Annotated in this window: 14 protein-coding genes; 6 read left to right on the top strand and 8 right to left on the bottom strand. The window is 63.2% G+C overall.

Annotated elements, in window-relative coordinates:
- Positions 1-78: 78 nt before the first annotated feature.
- The 8 genes from CF161_RS22555 to glnE form a co-directional block, all read right to left on the bottom strand.
- Positions 79-1,521 carry a lipopolysaccharide kinase InaA family protein gene (locus CF161_RS22555; protein WP_020298930.1) on the bottom strand — a complete coding sequence of 481 codons (1,443 nt, stop codon included), beginning with the start codon at positions 1,519-1,521 and terminating at the stop codon, positions 79-81.
- Positions 1,521-2,273 carry a lipopolysaccharide kinase InaA family protein gene (locus CF161_RS22560; protein ID WP_020298931.1) on the bottom strand — a complete coding sequence of 251 codons (753 nt, stop codon included), beginning with the start codon at positions 2,271-2,273 and terminating at the stop codon, positions 1,521-1,523. The genes CF161_RS22555 and CF161_RS22560 overlap by 1 nt, the downstream gene beginning before the upstream one ends.
- Positions 2,270-3,004 (bottom strand): lipopolysaccharide kinase InaA family protein, encoded by a 735-nt coding sequence (locus tag CF161_RS22565; RefSeq protein ID WP_020298932.1) that lies wholly within the window; start codon positions 3,002-3,004, stop codon positions 2,270-2,272. The genes CF161_RS22560 and CF161_RS22565 overlap by 4 nt, the downstream gene beginning before the upstream one ends.
- Entirely contained in the window at positions 3,004-3,810 is an 807-nt protein-coding gene (gene rfaP, locus CF161_RS22570; protein ID WP_020298933.1) for a lipopolysaccharide core heptose(I) kinase RfaP, read from the bottom strand. Before rfaP ends, CF161_RS22565 begins: the two co-directional genes overlap by 1 nt.
- Positions 3,810-4,931, bottom strand: coding sequence for a glycosyltransferase family 4 protein (locus tag CF161_RS22575; protein WP_020298934.1), 1,122 nt, complete (start codon positions 4,929-4,931; stop codon positions 3,810-3,812). The genes rfaP and CF161_RS22575 overlap by 1 nt, the downstream gene beginning before the upstream one ends.
- Entirely contained in the window at positions 4,931-5,992 is a 1,062-nt protein-coding gene (gene waaC, locus CF161_RS22580) for a lipopolysaccharide heptosyltransferase I (RefSeq protein WP_020298935.1), read from the bottom strand. The genes CF161_RS22575 and waaC overlap by 1 nt, the downstream gene beginning before the upstream one ends.
- 1 nt (position 5,993) lies before the next feature.
- Positions 5,994-7,028, bottom strand: a complete 1,035-nt coding sequence (waaF, locus tag CF161_RS22585; RefSeq protein ID WP_020298936.1) for a lipopolysaccharide heptosyltransferase II — start codon at positions 7,026-7,028, stop codon at positions 5,994-5,996.
- A gap of 172 nt (positions 7,029-7,200) precedes the next feature.
- Positions 7,201-10,140, bottom strand: a complete 2,940-nt coding sequence (gene glnE / locus CF161_RS22590) for a bifunctional [glutamate--ammonia ligase]-adenylyl-L-tyrosine phosphorylase/[glutamate--ammonia-ligase] adenylyltransferase (protein ID WP_020298937.1) — start codon at positions 10,138-10,140, stop codon at positions 7,201-7,203.
- 385 nt (positions 10,141-10,525) lie between these two features.
- Between glnE and mdeB the strand changes: the two genes are divergently transcribed.
- From mdeB to CF161_RS22620, 6 genes are all read left to right on the top strand, one after another.
- On the top strand, positions 10,526-13,168 hold the full coding sequence (gene mdeB / locus CF161_RS22595; protein WP_020298938.1) for an alpha-ketoglutarate dehydrogenase: 2,643 nt from the start codon (positions 10,526-10,528) through the stop codon (positions 13,166-13,168).
- Positions 13,169-13,218: 50 nt separating this feature from the next.
- The gene (locus CF161_RS22600) at positions 13,219-14,352 is read left to right on the top strand and encodes a branched-chain amino acid ABC transporter substrate-binding protein (protein WP_020298939.1); all 1,134 of its coding nucleotides are present in this window, start codon (positions 13,219-13,221) and stop codon (positions 14,350-14,352) included.
- 721 nt (positions 14,353-15,073) lie between these two features.
- A complete protein-coding gene (locus CF161_RS22605) occupies positions 15,074-15,619 on the top strand; it encodes a phage tail protein (RefSeq protein ID WP_020298940.1) in 546 nt (181 codons plus the stop codon).
- A 35-nt stretch (positions 15,620-15,654) separates the two neighbouring features.
- Positions 15,655-16,230 carry a phage tail protein gene (locus CF161_RS22610; RefSeq protein ID WP_020298941.1) on the top strand — a complete coding sequence of 192 codons (576 nt, stop codon included), beginning with the start codon at positions 15,655-15,657 and terminating at the stop codon, positions 16,228-16,230.
- A gap of 28 nt (positions 16,231-16,258) precedes the next feature.
- On the top strand, positions 16,259-16,810 hold the full coding sequence (locus CF161_RS22615; RefSeq protein ID WP_020298942.1) for a phage tail protein: 552 nt from the start codon (positions 16,259-16,261) through the stop codon (positions 16,808-16,810).
- Positions 16,807-17,343, top strand: a complete 537-nt coding sequence (locus tag CF161_RS22620) for a GNAT family N-acetyltransferase (protein ID WP_020298943.1) — start codon at positions 16,807-16,809, stop codon at positions 17,341-17,343. The genes CF161_RS22615 and CF161_RS22620 overlap by 4 nt, the downstream gene beginning before the upstream one ends.
- Positions 17,344-17,428: the final 85 nt, after the last annotated feature.

The following is a 17,428-nucleotide window of genomic DNA, read 5'->3' on the forward strand; positions in this document are numbered from 1 at the left end:
GTTCGGAGGCTGCCGTGATGGGTCAGATAAGGCGCCGGCGCCCGTGAGGGCCAGCGCAGCCTCGTGCCTCGGCAGCGGCTACAGCGCGGTTTTGGGTAGGCGTTGATCGATGAGTTGGTACAGCGCGCTGGTTTCCGGCCAGTTGCGCATAAAGCGCGCCCGGTCGCGGGCGTAGGCTGGGGCGAAGCTGCTCAGGCTTGAGTGCTGACACATTGAATCGAGGTCGATCAGGGCCCAGCGATCCTCCTGCCAGAACAGGTTGTGCCCCTTGAAGTCGCCATGGCTGATGCGCTCCTTGAGCAACTCGGCAAACAACGCATCCAGCGCCACCAGCTCGGATTCCGGCGCCGCGCCGCTTTCGACGAAAGGCGCAAAACGCTCGATGATGTCCGGCCCCGGCAGGTACTCGGTGATCAGGTAGGCGCGGCTGCGCAACCACAGGAAGCGTGTCTCCAACACCGCCAGCGGCTTGGGTGTGGCGATCCCCAGGAACGCCAGGCGATTGCCCTCGCGCCAGGAATGCCAGGCCCGGCTCGGGCGCCAGAAGCGCTTGAACCAGTGGGCCAGCCCTTTGATGTTGTAGCGCTTGACCACCAGGCTGCGCCCCGCGACTTCGACCCGGCCGACACTGGCGGCGCCTCCGGTCTTGTACAGGTGCCCCTGGTCGAGCAGTTGATCGGCCTGTTCCAGCACCGGCAGCATCGCCGCCTCTTCTTCGCGGCGGATCGCGCGCAAGGCAAAGGGCCCGCGCTGCACGCTGAACAGGCTGCACTCGCGCCCGACCTTGTTCAGGAAGTCCTTCAGGCGCCAGCTGCGCACCTTGCTCACCTGCTTCTGCAGCATCTCCAGGGGCAAGGCGTGTTCGGGATTGGCCAGCAGGTAATGCACCAGCAACTCTTCGGTGAAGGGCTCCAGGCTCTTGGGCAACTGGGCGAAGAACACCCCGAGGTTTTCCAGGACTTTTTGCCGAGACAACGGCTGCCCCGCGTGCTCCACGCAGATGCCCGCACCGTCGATCAAATACAGCTTGTCGTCGTGGCGCAGCAGGTTGTCCAGGTGCAGGTCTTCCTGCCACAGGCCCTTGGCATGCAGTTCGGCAATCGCAGCCAACGCCTGCCCCAGCACGTCCAGCTGCGGATCCGCCAGCACCGGCAACGCCGCGACCTGCTCCCAGGCATCGCCCAGGCTGTGGGCACCTTCGAGAAACTCGAACAACAACCAGCCGCCCTCGCCCTCTTGCAAGCCGTCGGCGAGCAACAGCGGCGTGGTCAAGCCTTGCTCGGCCAACAGACGCACCCCGTGCAGCTCGCGCTGAAAGTGCCGGGCCGCCTTGTTGCCCACCAGCAGCTTGGCCAGCACCGTGCGCCCACGCCAGACGCCGGCGCCGACATAACGCTGCCCGGGCAGCACCCGCAGCAGGCTGAGCAATTGCAACTGGGCCGGGCCGGCGGCGTCCGCCAGTTCCAGGCTCAGGGGCAGGTTCGGGGTACGCCCGGCGTTTTTCAATTCAGACAACCGCATCAACGCGCCCTCTTGTGGCTGCTGCGCGCGGTCAGGCGCTGGACCCAGGTTTGCACCAGCGAACTGTCCACCGGCTGATCCAGGTACGCCGCGAGCAAGCTCCGCACCTCATCCACGTTCCATACAGACGCCCGGCGCAACAGGGGTTCAAGGTCCTTGACCCGGTCACGCTGCCCGAACAGCAGCGGCCGGGTCTTTTCCAGGTCGATCAATTGCGCCTGGTAACCGTCGCCGGTGGCGTGCAAAAAAATATGCTTGGGGTAGAAACAGCCATGCACCTGGCGCAGGCCGTGCAGTTGCCGCGCCAGCAGGCCGCACGCCCGCAGGATCGCCTGATGCTGCGCGACGCTGAGCTGCTCCCACTGCTGCAACAGCGAATCCAGGTCATTCCAGCCGTCCAGCGCCCGGGTCAGCAGGATGGCCCGGGTCTCGCCGGCCACCTTGCGCTCACCGAAGAACGTCGCCTGTAGGGCCGGGATACCCAGCTGCCGATAGCGGCTGATATTGCGGAACTCGCGGGCAAAGCTCGGCTCGCCAAAAGGGCGATGCAGGGTCCGGGTCAGGTAATTGCTCTGGCGCTTGAGGTAAAAACCCCGACCTTCCAGATCCAGCCGATAGACGCTGCTCCAGCCACCGCGCTGGGTGTTGGGCTCATCCACCGCCTCCAGCTGCTTGGCCCACAGCGCATCAAAATCGCCCAAGCCGTGGCGCTCCAGCAGGGCACGGTCTTCAGCCGCCAGGAAGTCAGTCATTCGCGTCCCTCGAAGAATCTCACCACGTGGCGAATCCGTTGTTTGTCCGCCTCACTCAGTCGACTGCGTTCGCGGTACTGCAAGTAGAAGCGCAGGCGCTGGGTGGCCGACAGGTGATACTTGGCCACCTTATCCAGACACGCCAGGTCCTTGGTAATTCGATATTTGAGCCAGAAGCCGCGCCAGAAGTCGCCATTCGGGCAGTCGATCAGGTACAGCGTGGCCTGATCATCCACCAGCAGGTTGCGCCACTTCAGGTCGTTATGGGTGAAGCGCTGATCGTGCATGGTCCGGGTATAGCGCGCCAACTGGCGGCTGACGCCATCGACCCAGGCCCGATCCCCCAGGCGCGGGTCCTTGCGCTCGGCCAGGGCCGACAGGTCTTCGGTCTGCGGCAACTCGCGGGTGATCATCGCCCCGCGGTCGTAGGCCAGGCCACGACGCTCCAGGCCCCAGGCCACGACTTCGGCGGTGGGGATGCCCCACTTGGCGAAGCGCTTGAGGTTCTGCCATTCGGACTTGACCCGTGGCTTGCCCAGGTAGCGCCGCAAGTTCTTGCCGGCGCCGCTGTAGCGCTTGACGTAATAGTTGACGCCCTTGAGCTCGACCCGGATGACCTCGGACAGCGGGTCCCGAGTCAGGCGCTCGCCCTGCAGGGCGAATACCGCCTCAAGACTGCCAAAACTCTGCGCCAGATCCTCGTAGCCAGGTTCCAGATTCCAACCCGCCATCAGAGCGCATCTCCGTACCGCTGCTTACGTGCGTAGAGCTTGTTGGCCTTGCCTTCGAGCCAGGCCAGCAGCGCCGCTTCCTGGGCCAGGATCTGGCGCAGCGGCTGCTGGAAATAACCCTTGAGGAAACGCAGCTTGTCGCGCCGGGTCAGGCCGATGTCCAACGCCGAAAAGTACAGCGCGGCCAGGTCCTTGTCGCGCCAGCGCCGGGTAATGGCGTCGCGGGTCTGGGCCCGGTGCAGGTCGATCACCGAGAGTTTGAAGTCATCGGCGGTCACCGGTTTGTCGGTGTGCAGCAGGAAGTGACAGATGTAGCAGTCACGGTGGTTGACCCCGGCGCGGTGCATCATCCCGGTCATGCGCGCCACTTCGGCGATCAGCGCGCGCTTGAGCCGGGGCTCGGGCGGCTGCTTGACCCAGTCGAGGCTGAAGTCTTCGAGGCTGACGGTGGGCGCCAGCTCCTCGGTGACGATGAACGAATGCTGATCCGCCGGGTTGCTGCCGCGCTCGCCATAGGCAACGGCGGTCATGGTCGGCACGCCGGCCTGCTGCAGACGCTGGATGGCCCGCCATTCCTGGCCGGCGCCGAGCACTGGCAGCTTGGCGGTGAGCAGGTTCTTGAAGATCTCGCCCCAGCCGATGCCGCGATGGATTTTTACAAAGAAACCGTGGCCGGCGACTTCCGTGCGCAAGGTGCGCCGGGCTTCCAGCTCACGATAAACCTGGCCGTCCAGACGCTCGACTTCGGCGAACGCATCGCGCCCGGCCCAAAGGCTCTTGAACGGTTCGGCAAGAATCAACTTCATCAGTGTTGCTCCGCCAGAATCACATCCGCAGCGTGCTGCGGCATGCTATAGAGGTCGGCCGTCTCGGCGAACGCCAGGCCGTTACGGCTCCAGGTCGCGCGTGCAGCGTCGTCGGTCAACATGGTGTTCAGGTATTGATTGAGTTGCGCCTGCTCCAGCGGCTCATCCAGCACCAGGCCGCTGTCGGCCTCGGCGATGTAATGGGCATAACCGCAGACGGCGCTGACCAGCACCGGCAGCCCGGCCACCAGGGCTTCGAGCAATACGGTGCCGGTGTTTTCGTTGTACGCCGGGTGGATCAACAGATCGGCGCCCAACAGGAAGCGCGGAATATCGCTGCGCCCCTTGAGGAACTGCACATGCTCGCCCAAGCCCAATGCAGCACTCTGCAATTGGAATACCTTGGGGTCGTCCTGGCCAATTACAAACAGCCGGGTGCGTTTCTTCAGGGCCGGGGGCTGCGCGGCCAGGGCCTTGAGGCTGCGGTCGACGCCCTTGGTCTTGAACCCGGAGCCGATCTGCACCAGCAGCAAGTCATCGTCGGCCAGGCCGAACTCGCGGCGGAACTCGGCGCGGATTTCAGGCGCATTGGGCGGCGCCCGGCGGTCCTGGGCAATGCCCGGCGGCAGCAGGTGGAAACGCGCCAGCGGGGTGTCGTAATGCTTGATGAACAGCGGCTGCTGGACTTCGGAAATCATCAGGATTTCAGTCTTGGCATCCTTGGCGAAAACCGCGCGCTCGTACTCGGCGAAATGCCGGTAGCGGCCCCAGCGACGATAGAACGAGTTGCGCAGGTTCTGCGCCTTGTCTTCAAAGCAGCCGTCGGCGGCGTAGTACACGTCCAGCCCCGGCATTTTGTTGAAACCGATCAGGCGGTCCACCGGACGCTGGGCCAGGTCGGCCTCCATCCAGGCGCTGAGTTTCTCGTTGCGCCGATGGTTGAAGAAGGCCTTGACCGGCGCCACCAGCACTTCGAAACCCGGTGGAATATCGCCTTCCCAGATCAGCGTATAGACGCGGATCTGATGCCCACGGCTCTGGCACTCAAGGGCAATGCGCATGAAGTCGCGTTGCAGGCCGCCAAAGGGGAAGTATTTGTAAAGGACAAAAGCCAGTTGCATCAGCGCAGCTCCTCAGCCAGTAACAACCTGCTCAGCCGGCTGGCGACACGCTCAGGATTCAGGCGAGTGAAGCACAGCGGCCACTCGCGTTTCAGGTCAAACCGGCGCTGGTCTTGGGGCGTCGGCTGATAGGTGCATTTTTTCTGCAGGCAGGGCGCGCAAGGGAAGTCGCTGCCCATGTGGACCTGCACCTTGCCATAGGCCCCGGTCAGGCCCGGGTTGGTCGGGCCGAACAGGGAGATGGTCGGCACATCCAGCGCTGCGGCCAGGTGGCCAAGACCGGTATCCACCGCCACGCAGGCCTGGGCCTGGACCAGCACCTTGGCCACCCCGGCCAGGTTCAGCTTCGGCAGCACCGTGACGTTTTTCAGGCCGCTGGCAATGCGCTCCGCACGCTCCTTCTCGGCCGCATTGCCCCACGGCAGCCGGACCTCGACCCCAAGGTTGCCCATGCGCTCGCTCAGCTCGCGCCAGTAGGCTTCGGGCCAGTGCTTGGTGTCCCAGGTGGTGCCGTGCAAAAACAGCACGAACGGATTCTTGCGCGGCAGCTCCACCAGTTTTTCCTGGTTCAGGCCGTAGTCGCCCAGGCCCTGGGGCAGGTCGTAGCCCAGGGCCACGGCAAACAGCTGGCGCACCCGCTCCACCGCGTGCTGCCCACGGGCCACCGCCAAGCGCCGCGAGTAAAAACGCGCCGCCAGCGGCTCACGCGCCGAGTCTTTATCCAGGCCGGCTACCGGGGCGCGTACGTAACGGGTCAACCAGGCGCTTTTGAGCAGGCCCTGGGCGTCGATCACCAGGTCATATTTGGTCGAGCGCACGCTTTGCTTGAAGCGTTTCCATTCGCCGCTCTTGATGGTCTGCCAGATGTTCTTGCGCCAGCGGCGGATCGCCACCGGAATCACCTTGCCCACCGCCGGGTGCCAGGTGGGGATCTCGGCAAAACCTTCTTCCACCACCCAATCGAACGTGATCCCGGGGATCGCCCGCGCGGCATCGGTCAGCGCCGGCAACGCGTGGATCACATCACCCAGGGAGGAAGTCTTGATCAACAGTACCCGCAACTTACTGGACCTCGACCGCAGTGCCCTGCAAGCGCTGCAAGGCTTCGTTCACCGGTTGCGGCAGGAGCTGGCGCAGGCAGTTGTAATGGCCGAAACGGCACGTGCGGTCAAAGCAGGGGCTGCATTCGAGGCCCAGGCGCACGATCTCGACTTTCTCCGCCAGCGGCGGCGTAAACCCCGGCGAGGTGGAACCGTACACCGCCACCAGCGGGCGATTCAGGGCGGCGGCCACGTGCATCAGGCCGGAGTCGTTGGACACCACCGAGTCGGCGCAGGACAGCAGATCGATGGCCTCGGCCAGGGAGGTGCCGCCGCTGAGGTTGTATGACTCTTCACGCAGGCCCGGAATCAGTCGGGCGCGAATCTCTTCACCCACGCCATGGTCGTTCTTCGAACCGAACAGCCAGACCTGCCAGCCCTCGCGGATCTTGGTTTCGGCCACTTTGGCGTAATGCTCGGACGGCCAGCGCTTGGACTCACCAAACTCGGCTCCCGGGCACAAGGCCAATACCGGGCGATCGAGGCTCAGGCCGAACTTGGCCAGGGCGGCATCGCGGCTTTGCGGTTCGATGCGCAGGCTCGGGCGCGGGTAAGGCGTCGGAAGCTCGGCGCCAGGCGCGTAGGCCAGGGCCATAAAGCGCTCGATCATCAGCGGGTAGCGTTCTTTATCCAGCTTGCGCACATCGTTGAGCAGGCCATAGCGGAACTCGCCACGCCAACCGGTGCGCTGGGGGATGCCGGCGAAAAACGGCACCAGGGCCGATTTCAGGGAATTGGGCAGCAGGATCGCCTGGTCGTACTGGCCGGCCAGGGATTTGCCGATGCGCCGACGGGTGGCCAATTCCAGCGCGCCATGGCCGAGCGGGAAGCTCAAGGCCTGACGCACTTCGGGCATGCGTTCCAGGATCGGGCGGCTCCACTCGGGGGCCAGCACGTCGATCTCGCATTGCGGATGGCGCTGCTTCAGGCACTGAAACAGCGTCTGTGCCATCACCATGTCACCGACCCAACTGGGCCCAACGATCAGAATATTCATGTGGTTTCCAAAAACGAACCGGGGAGGCTTCCGCCTCCCCGCCTCGAGAATCCAGCACCCGCGGCCTTCACCGCCAGTTGATTTACGACCAGCCGCGAACGGCTCGCCGGGTACGTTTGTAGCAACCTCACGTTGCTGGCCAACCCTGGCTGCGCGGGTATGGGCAAAAAACCTAGCTTAGCCCCAGCTCGCGCCAAATCCGTAAAACCTCGCGCCGCTCGCTGGCGAACTGATCACCGGCAATCACCCCGGCCTCGTTCTGCAAGGCCTGGCGGTGGGCGGCGGAACGGTAGGCCTTATACACCTCGCGCAGCAGGCTGGCATCGGCTGCGGGGAGTAGCCCGACCTCCTCCAACCCTTCCAGAATGCGGATATTGTCGGTGTAGCGCAGCAATGACGGGTGCTCTTGCGACCACGCCAGGGCCGCGTATTGCACCATAAATTCAATATCGACGATACCTCCGGCGTCCTGCTTGAGATCGAACGGCGCCGTGGCCTCGAAGGCATTTGCCGCGGTTCCGGCGGCGGTCAGCTTGCTGCCCAGGTTGTCGCGCATCTTGGCCCGCATCTCGCTGACCTCCTGGCGCAGCTTGGGCAGGTCGCGGGCCTTGCCCAGCACCGCGGCGCGGACTTTTTCAAAAGCCCGACCCACATCCTGGCTGCCGACCAGCACCCGCGCCCGCACCAGGGCCTGATGTTCCCAGGTCCAGGCTTCGTTTTCCTGATAGCGCGCAAAGGCCCCCAGGGAACTGACCAACAGCCCCGAAGCGCCGGACGGACGCAGGCGCATATCGACTTCGTAGAGCTGCCCGGAGTTGGTCTGGGTGGTCAGTAAATGGATGATCCGCTGACCCAGCCGGGTGAAAAATTGCGCACCGTCAATCGGCTTGGCGCCATCGGTTTCGGCCTGGGGGTCGCCGTCATGGATAAACACCAGGTCCAGGTCGGAGCCGTGCCCCAGCTCGATACCACCGACCTTGCCGTAGCCGACAATGATAAAACCCGGGTCGCACAGGGTGCCGTCGCTGCGCTGGGGCGAGCCATATTTGGCCACCGTCTGGCGCCAGGCCAGGGCCAGCACCTGTTCGAGAATGGCCTCGGCCAGCCAGGTCAGGTAATCGCTGACCTTCATCAAGGGCAGGCTGCCGGCGATTTCCGAGGCGGCGACCCGCAGCCGGTGGGCCAGCTTGAAGTGGCGCAAGGCTTCCATCTGCTGCTCAAGGTCGTCCTCGGGGATGCGGGTCAGGCGCTCGCGCAGCTCGGCCGCCAGCTCCGGGGCCAGGGGCGGTTTGAACAGCCGGCCCTCGTTGAGCAACTCATCGAGCAACAGCGGAAAACGGGTGATCTGCTCGGCAATCCACGGGCTGGCGGCGCACAGAGTCAGCAAACGACGCAGGGCCCCGGGGTTCTCGGTGAGCAGTACCAGGTAGGCCGAACGCCGCGCTACCGCCTCCACCAGCGGCAACACCCGCTCCAGTACCAGATCAGGGTTGGCATGTTCCACCGCCTGCGCGAGCAAGCGCGGGATAAAGGCGTCGAGCCGCTCTCGACCCAGGCGCTGCATGGCCCGCAGTTGCGGGCTGCTGCGCAGGCTGGCGAGGGTTTTCAGGGCTTTGGGCGCATCGTTAAAGCCACCTTCCTGCAACTGCCGGCAGGCTGCCTCCTCGTCCTGGGCCTCCTCCCACAGCGGCAGCCATTCGCCGCCGACCACCACTTCGCTCTCGGCGCCGTCTTCCTCGTCCGGATCGGCAATCACCTGGCGGAAGTGCCACTCCACCCGGCCGCGCCAGTACATCAACTGCTCGTGGAACGCCGCCCAATCGGCAAAGCCCAGCATAAAGGCGATACGCGCCTGGTCCTGCGGGCTGTCAGGAAGCATTTGGGTCTGGCGGTCGGCAATCGCCTGGATTGCGTGCTCGGTGTAACGCAGGAACTCATAGCCTTCGCGCAATTCGCCAACCACTGCCGGCGGCAGGTAACCCTGACCTTCCAGGGTACTCAGCACCTTTAATAAAGGTCGCTGCTGCAAGCTGAGGTCGCGCCCGCCGTGGATCAGCTGAAACGCCTGGGCAATGAACTCGACTTCGCGAATGCCGCCAGAACCCAGCTTGATGTTCTCGGCCATACCCTTGCGCCGCACTTCCTGCTGGATCAACTGCTTCATGGTGCGCAGCGCTTCGATCGCCGAGAAATCCAGGTAGCGCCGGTAGACAAAGGGCCGCAGCATGTCCAGCAACTGGGCGCCGGCCACTTGATCACCCGCCACCACCCGCGCCTTGATCATGGCGTAGCGCTCCCAGTCCCGGCCCTGGTCCTGGTAGTACTGCTCAAGGGCATTGAAACTCAGGACCAGGGCGCCGGCCGAGCCATAAGGGCGCAGGCGCATGTCGACACGGAACACAAAGCCGTCGACGGTCATCGGGTCCAGGGCCTTGATCAGGCGCTGGCCGAGGCGAATGAAGAACTCCTGGTTATCCAGCGAACGCTTGACCCCAACCGTCTCGCCGCCCTCGGGGTAGGCAAAGATCAGGTCGATGTCCGAAGACAGGTTCAGCTCCACCGCCCCCAGCTTGCCCATGCCGAGGATCACCATCTGCTGCGGCTCGCCGCTGCGGCGACCGGTGGGGGTGCCGAACTGCTGGCAATGGCGCTGGTACAACCATTGATAGGCCTGGTCGATGCTGGCGTCGGCCATGTCGGACAGGTCGCGACAGGTTTGCACCAGGTCCGCCTGGCGCGTCAGGTCGCGCCAGATGATCCGGACCTGGTGCCGGGTCCGCTGACGACGCAGCACCCGACCCAATTCGTCTTCGTTTTCGGCCTGCTGCACCGCGGCGGCAATCTGCCCGCACAACTCTCCCGGCGCAAAACCGCGATCCAGCTCGCCGGACTGCACCAGTTGCAGCAACATCAAAGGGTCACGCAGACTCTGCTCAATGACAAAGTCGCTGGCCGCGCCGACCCGGGCAAAGTCATCCCAGCGTTGCTCGGTCCAGGCTCCAAGCCCGTGTTCATCATCCAGGGCTGCCACCGCGTCACGAAACGACTGCTGCGCACGATTGACTAGTGGCAGGAGAATCGCGGGGACTTGGGCAAGCACGGGCAGGCTCATGGGCTATCCTTGATCGGCGTGGAAAGTGAGGGGCTGTGGCGAATTCCGCGAACACGCGTCGTGATGGACTGTCGAACAAAGGTTAGAAATAGCTGAAAAAACTGTTTTATTGGCAGCCAGCATCAAATTCCTACCCAAGGATGTTGGCCGTTGACCAACAGTAACGATTTTTCTCACAACGAAGCAGGAGGCCACAAGCCAATCTTCTGTAGTTTTACTACTCGTATATACATTCGAAAGGCTGAAATGGCCGACGATTTGTAGTAAAACTACACGCCGCCGGATCAACCCTCCGGCAATCCAAGAATTTATAATCGTCTGCCCACAAGGCCAGTCGCAAACTCAGGCAACCGATTCTGGAAGCCTTTCCGCCCTGGAGCAAGCCATGCAAGACCTCGATCCCGTCGAAACCCAGGAATGGCTGGACGCCCTGGAATCGGTTCTCGACAAAGAAGGCGAAGACCGTGCTCACTATCTGATGACCCGTATGGGCGAACTCGCGACCCGCAGCGGCTCGCAATTGCCCTACGCCATCACCACGCCCTATCGCAACACGATTCCCGTCACCCACGAAGCACGCATGCCTGGCGACCTGTTCATGGAACGCCGCATTCGCTCGTTGGTACGTTGGAACGCGATGGCGATGGTCATGCGCACCAACCTGAAGGATTCAGACCTGGGCGGTCACATCTCCAGCTTCGCCTCCAGCGCGACGCTGTATGACATTGGTTTCAACTACTTCTTCCAGGCCCCGACCGACGAACACGGCGGCGACCTGATCTACTTCCAGGGCCACACCTCCCCAGGCGTTTACGCCCGTGCGTTCATGGAAGGCCGCATCTCTGAAGAACAAATGAACAACTTCCGCCAGGAAGTCGACGGTCAGGGCCTGTCGTCCTACCCGCACCCTTGGCTGATGCCTGACTTCTGGCAGTTCCCGACCGTATCCATGGGTCTGGGTCCAATCCAGGCGATCTACCAGGCGCGCTTCATGAAGTACCTGGAAGCCCGCGGTTTCATCCCTGAAGGCAAGCAGAAAGTCTGGTGCTTCCTGGGCGACGGCGAGTGCGACGAACCGGAATCCCTGGGCGCCATCTCCCTGGCCGGCCGCGAGAAGCTGGACAACCTGATCTTCGTCATCAACTGCAACCTGCAGCGCCTCGACGGCCCGGTTCGCGGCAACGGCAAGATCATCCAGGAACTCGAAGGCGTATTCCGTGGCGCCCAGTGGAACGTGATCAAGGTGCTCTGGGGGTCGGAGTGGGACGCACTGTTCGCCCGCGACAGCGACAACCTGCTGCTCAAGCGCCTGGCGGCCACCCCGGATGGCGAGTTCCAGACTCTCGGTGCCCATGACGGCGCCTACAACCTGGAGCACTTCTTCGAGAAGGACCCGCAGGTGCGGCGCCTGGTGGCCCATATGAGCGCCGAGGAAATCAACGGCCTCAAGCGCGGCGGCCATGACTTGCGCAAACTCTACGCCGCCTTCGCCGCCGCCAAGGCCTGCAAGGGCCGGCCGACGGTGATCCTGGCCAAGACCAAAAAAGGCTACGGCATCGGCGCCGCCGGCGAGTCGCGGATGACCGCGCACCAGGCGAAAAAACTCGATGTCGCCGCCCTGCTGGCGTTCCGTGACCGCTTCCACCTGCCGCTGTCGGACACCGATGTCGAGCAGTTGCGCTTCTATCGCCCACCTGCCGACAGCCCGGAAATGCGGTACCTGCACGCCCGGCGCCAGGCCCTGGGCGGGCCGTTGCCGGCACGCAAGAGCCAGGCGCCGCAGATCCCGGTGCCGGCCCTGGCCACCGCGGGCGGGTTTGCCTTGCAGGCCGAGGGCAAGGAGATGTCCACCACCATGGCCGCGGTGCGCCTGCTCACCGCCTGGCTCAAGGCCCCGCAGCTGGGGCCGCGGGTGGTACCGATCGTCGCCGATGAGGCGCGCACCTTCGGCATGGCCAGCCTGTTTCGGCAGATCGGGATCTACTCGCCCCACGGCCAGCTGTACGAGCCCGAAGACTGCGGCTCGATCCTTTCCTACCGTGAATCCCGGGACGGCCAGCTGCTCGAAGAAGGCATCACCGAGGCCGGTGCCCTGTCGTCCTGGGTCGCGGCGGCCACCTCGTATTCGGTGCACGGCGAGCCGATGCTGCCGGTGTACATCTACTACTCGATGTTCGGTTTCCAGCGGGTCGGCGACCTGATCTGGGCCGCCGCCGACCAACGCTCCCGGGGCATCCTGCTGGGAGCCACCGCCGGCCGTACCACCCTGGGCGGCGAAGGCCTGCAACACCAGGACGGCTCGAGCCTGGTGATGGCCTCGATGGTGCCCAACTGCCGGGCCTGGGACCCGTGCTTTGCCGGGGAGCTGGCGGTGATTCTCGACCACGCCGCGCGGCGTCTGCTGGAGCAGCAGTGCGACGAGTTCCACTACGTGGCGGTGATGAACGAAAACTACCCGCAACCGTCCCTCGACGCCGGGTTGCACGCCGATGTGCTGCGCGGTCTCTATCGCTATTCGTCCAGCTGCGAACAGCCGTCCCAGGTGCGCCTGCGGCTGCTGGGCAGCGGCGCGATCCTGCGTGAGGTGATCGCCGCCAGCGCCCTTCTGGCCCGGGACTGGGGCATCCACAGCGAGGTGTTCAGCGCCACCAGCTTCAGCGAATTGGCGCGCGAGGCGCGGGAGGTCGAGCGCGACAATCGACTGACCGAGGCCACTCGCCACAGCCACCTCGAAAGCTTGCTCGGCGGCACCCGGCCGATCATTGCCGCCAGCGACTACATTCGGGCCTGGCCGCAATTGATTGCCCAATACCTGAAAGCGCCCTACACCACCCTGGGCACCGACGGCTTTGGCCGCAGCGATAATCGGCACAACCTCAGGGCATTCTTTGAGGTGGATCAGCACAGCATTGTCATTGCTGGTTTAAAAACCCTGGTGGAGCATGACGGGCTTGACCCGGGCATACTGGCCGCCGCAATCGAGCGCTACACCCCCGACCCGGTGCGCGCCGCGCCCTGGGATCGTTGAATGACCCGCAACACCTTTTGAATCGTTAACCCACAGGAGTGGAATCCCCAATGAGTCGCATCAATAAGAAAGCCACCCAACTGCTCAGCGCCATGATCCTCGCTGGCCTGGCCTGCCATTCGATGGCCGCCGACAGCATTCGGATCGGCATCGCCGGGGCCAAGACCGGCCCAGTGGCGCAATACGGTGACATGCAATTCAGCGGCGCACGCATGGCCATCGAGCAGATCAACGCCAAGGGCGGCGTCAACGGCAAGCAACTGGTGGCGGTCGAGTACGACGACGCCTGCGACCCGAAACAAGCGGTGGCCGTGGCCAACAAAGTGGTCAACGACGGCGTCAAGTTCGTGGTCGGCCACCTGTGCTCCAGCTCCACCCAACCGGCTTCGGACATCTACGAAGACGAAGGCATCGTGATGATCACCCCGGCCGCCACCAGCCCCGAGCTGACCTCCCGGGGCTACAAGATGGTGTTCCGCACCATCGGCCTGGACAACGCCCAGGGCCCGGCGGCGGCACGCTACATCGCGCAGTTGAAACCGACCAATGTCGCGGTGCTGCACGACAAGCAGCAGTACGGCGAAGGCATTGCCAGCTCGGTCAAGGAGATCCTCGGCAAGGAAGGGATCAAGGTCTCGATGTTCGAAGGCATCAACGTCGGCGAGCGCGACTATTCGTCGATCCTGGCCAAGCTCAAGCAAGCCAATGTCGACTTCGTGTACTTCGGCGGCTACCACCCGGAAATGGGCCTGCTGCTGCGTCAGGCCAAGGAAAAGGGCCTGAGCGCGCGCTTCATGGGCCCGGAAGGCGTGGGCAACGACTCGATCTCGCAGATCGCCAAGGACGCCTCCGAAGGCATGCTGGTGACCCTGCCCAAGTCCTTTGACCAGGACCCGGCCAACAAGGCCCTGGTGGAAGCCTTCGAAGCCAAGAAGGAAAACCCCAGCGGCCCGTTCGTACTGCCTTCCTACTCGGCCGTGGAAGTGATTGCCGGAGGCATCGCCGCGGCCAAAAGCGAAGACCCGGAGAAAGTCGCCGAGGCGATCCACAAAGGCACCTTCAAGACCCCGACCGGTGACCTGAGCTTCGACGAAAAAGGCGACCTCAAGGACTTCAAGTTCGTGGTCTATGAATGGCACTACGGCAAGCCGAAGACTGCGGCGCAGGAAAGCGCCGGGCTCTGATCCATCGCCCCACATGCTGCGCCCGGGTGGCGCAGCATTCACGCCGCTTCGAGTGCAACGCCCGAACGGATAAACAGCTCACTTCGGGCTGCGGTTAAACAACAACCCAGCGGCCAACTTGGCAATGTTGCAATACCCGACAACTTCAGTTGGGAATAAGTTATTCACTCCAATAACAACTCCCCCGCACAGGTCTCCATTCGAGTACTTTAAAAAACACCGCTTCCCGGTTGAAGATGAGAACAACGCCTTAACAGCCAACTTCGTTAGCGTGCTTTGTATTACGCAAGAACGGCATAACGCTGAGGCAAACTTTGTAACAACTCACTTACAACCACTCGACTCCACACCGAAAGCCCGCCTCACGGGGGGGTCAGCCTATCTGGTCAGCACTGCGGCAAAGCCCGAGCATGTCTGTCAGGTACTGTTGCATGCTGATTCGATTAAGCCGAAGAGTTGATCCGGTCTGTGGCCCTGAACACTTGCAGCGTTCAAGAAGACCGTCTCTTAACCCTGCGCCATACATAACAGACACTTACTGTTACTGCGTACCAGACTACCCAGCAGCGAACACGACAACACTTTGGCGCGGGAGTTCGATAGCGCCAATAAATAATGTTTGCGTAGTAAATTAAAATTTGTTTATTGTGCGAAACACGCCCTAAGTGTCGTGAATAAGAACAATTTTCTGGCGCCAATAATATTTTCAAGGAGGAAAAGAATGGACCCCTTTCTCGGTGAGATTCGGTTGTTCCCCTGGGGCTGGGCACCAGAAGGCTGGCTGCCTTGCGAGGGCCAGATTCTGCAATTCAATAGCAATGTCGCGCTGGCTTCACTGCTGGGCAAAACCTATGGCGGTGACGGCACCACGACGTTCGGCCTGCCGGATCTGCGTGGCCGGGTCGCCCTGGGGCAGAACATCAAACCCTCCGCCGTCGATCCGATCATGGATCAGCACTTACTGGGCACCAAAGGCGGTAGCGAAACCGTGACGATGCCGTACAGCTCGCTGGCGCAGCACTCCCATGCCGCCCATGTCTCGATCGAACCCGGCAACGACGACCCCGCCGGGAACATCCCCGCCGTCAGCTCGAACACCAAGGGCGTCATGGCAAAACCGGCCTACACGCCGGCTACGGACAACCTGATCGCCCTCAACAGCCACACCGTCACTCCAACATCAGGCGCGCCCATGCCGAACATGCAGCCCTCCATCGTCGGCTATTTCTGCATCGCTACCAAGGGCGTCTACCCGCCGCGCCAGTAACTGCTGCCTACAGACCCTCAAGCAAGGAAACTGACATGTCTGAAGCTTTCGTCGGAGAAATCCGCATGTTCGCCGGTAACTATGCGCCAGAGAATTGGGCGTTTTGTGACGGTACGTTGCTGCCAGTCAGCAACTTCCAGGTCCTTTATTCATTACTGGGCACCCTGTACGGCGGCAACGGCAGCACCAACTTCGGCCTCCCGGACTACCGTGGTCGGCTCCCCGTGGGCCAGGGCAACGGAACGGGGCTGACCCCAAGGACGCTCACCCAGACCTTTGGCGTGGAGACCGTGACCATGAGGTCGGAAAACACTGCGCCCCATACCCATCCCTTTTGGGTGAGCACCAATGATGCCCAATCGGCCAGTCCGTCTCCCGCCACAACACCCAATGGCATGACCTTTGGCACGTTCCCGGGCGCGGGGATCATCACCGGGCTGTACAGCGCGGGTAACGCAACCTTCTCCAGCGTCAATATGAACCCAGCCTTTCTCGACTCGGCACTGACTCCCGCCAAAGGAGCCGCAACCCCCCATAGCAACATGATGGGTTCATTGGCGATCAACTACATCATTTGCCTGGTCGGCCTCTATCCGACCCGACAGCAGTGACCCCTCACTCAATCTGGAATGACCGATCATGGATGCTTTTACCGGTGAAATCAGACTGTTCCCCTACAACTTCGTCCCGCAAAACTGGGCGTACTGCGACGGATCGCTCATCACGGTCCAGCACAGTCCAGCCCTCTACTCGGTGATTGGCAACCTGTATGGCGGCACCCCCGGGCAGAACTTTCAACTGCCCAACCTCAACGGGCGCGTGGCCATGGGAGCCGGTAAAGGAGCCGGGCTGAGCGACTGGCAGACAGGCAATGCGGCGGGCGCCGACCGGATAACGATGGTGTCCGCCAACTTCGCCGGACATACCCATCAGGTCGTGGCCAAGGACGGCAGCGAATCGGCGGTCGCCCTGGATACTCCCGAACCCAACGCCTACCTGGCGCAGCCACGCAACGTACGTCTGTACCGCAACACGGCACCGACCCCGACAGGTCCGAAACTGGCCGCGACAACGGTGGGGGACGCCGGCAGCGGCGCAGGGTCGACGACCCTGCGCAACACCATGCAACCCTTCCTGACGCTGGCCTACTGCATCTGCCTGGATGGCGAGTACCCGATCAGAGCCTCATGACTCAGCTTGCCAACCTCCAACTGCCGACAGGCTACGTGGCTGTCCTGCGCCAGCAGCACAGCCATGACCTGGGATTTCTCCAGGACCTGTACGTCTCGCGCCGCTGGGCCGAAGTCAGTGCAGTGCCTGGCTGGAGCGACGCACAGCGCCGGGCGTTTCTGCACACCCAGGCCGAGCTGCAACGTCAGCATTATGAAAAGCACTTTCCCGCCGCGGACTTTCTGATCGTCGAGCAAGCCGGCAGCCCGATCGGGCGCCTGTGTGTGCAGTGCGCGGCCGACGATGTGCGCATTGTCGATATCGCCCTTCTGCCGGACTGGCATGGCCGGGGCATCGGCACCGAGTTGCTGCGCACGGTACTCGGCAAGGCCGACGCCCAGCGTCAGACCTGCAGCCTGAGCGTCGAACAGGGCAGTCGTGCCCGCCGGCTGTATGAGCGGCTGGGCTTCCGAGCCGGCGCCAACAGCGGCCTGTACACCCAAATGCAGCGTCCCGCGCGGATGGCCGCACGGGAAGAGGTCGACAGTCCCTGAGCATCAAGTAGTACCAGCCCCCCAAGGGGCCGGCTGTAGCCGTGCTGTAACCGCTGGACCCTTATCAACAATCACGCTGGACACG

The organism is Pseudomonas sp. CF161 (genome assembly GCF_000416215.1).
Classification (GTDB): domain Bacteria; phylum Pseudomonadota; class Gammaproteobacteria; order Pseudomonadales; family Pseudomonadaceae; genus Aquipseudomonas.

Excerpts from the sequence above, each read along its gene's own strand:
- CF161_RS22600 (WP_020298939.1), top strand. The coding sequence starts at position 13,219 with ATGAGTCGCATCAATAAGAAAGCCACCCAACTGCTCAGCGCCATGATC.
- rfaP (WP_020298933.1), bottom strand. The coding sequence starts at position 3,810 with ATGAAGTTGATTCTTGCCGAACCGTTCAAGAGCCTTTGGGCCGGGCGC.
- CF161_RS22620 (WP_020298943.1), top strand. The coding sequence starts at position 16,807 with ATGACTCAGCTTGCCAACCTCCAACTGCCGACAGGCTACGTGGCTGTC.
- CF161_RS22610 (WP_020298941.1), top strand. The coding sequence starts at position 15,655 with ATGTCTGAAGCTTTCGTCGGAGAAATCCGCATGTTCGCCGGTAACTAT.
- CF161_RS22605 (WP_020298940.1), top strand. The coding sequence starts at position 15,074 with ATGGACCCCTTTCTCGGTGAGATTCGGTTGTTCCCCTGGGGCTGGGCA.
- CF161_RS22565 (WP_020298932.1), bottom strand. The coding sequence starts at position 3,004 with ATGGCGGGTTGGAATCTGGAACCTGGCTACGAGGATCTGGCGCAGAGT.
- mdeB (WP_020298938.1), top strand. The coding sequence starts at position 10,526 with ATGCAAGACCTCGATCCCGTCGAAACCCAGGAATGGCTGGACGCCCTG.
- glnE (WP_020298937.1), bottom strand. The coding sequence starts at position 10,140 with ATGAGCCTGCCCGTGCTTGCCCAAGTCCCCGCGATTCTCCTGCCACTA.
- CF161_RS22560 (WP_020298931.1), bottom strand. The coding sequence starts at position 2,273 with ATGACTGACTTCCTGGCGGCTGAAGACCGTGCCCTGCTGGAGCGCCAC.
- CF161_RS22555 (WP_020298930.1), bottom strand. The coding sequence starts at position 1,521 with ATGCGGTTGTCTGAATTGAAAAACGCCGGGCGTACCCCGAACCTGCCC.
- waaF (WP_020298936.1), bottom strand. The coding sequence starts at position 7,028 with ATGAATATTCTGATCGTTGGGCCCAGTTGGGTCGGTGACATGGTGATG.
- CF161_RS22615 (WP_020298942.1), top strand. The coding sequence starts at position 16,259 with ATGGATGCTTTTACCGGTGAAATCAGACTGTTCCCCTACAACTTCGTC.
- CF161_RS22575 (WP_020298934.1), bottom strand. The coding sequence starts at position 4,931 with ATGCAACTGGCTTTTGTCCTTTACAAATACTTCCCCTTTGGCGGCCTG.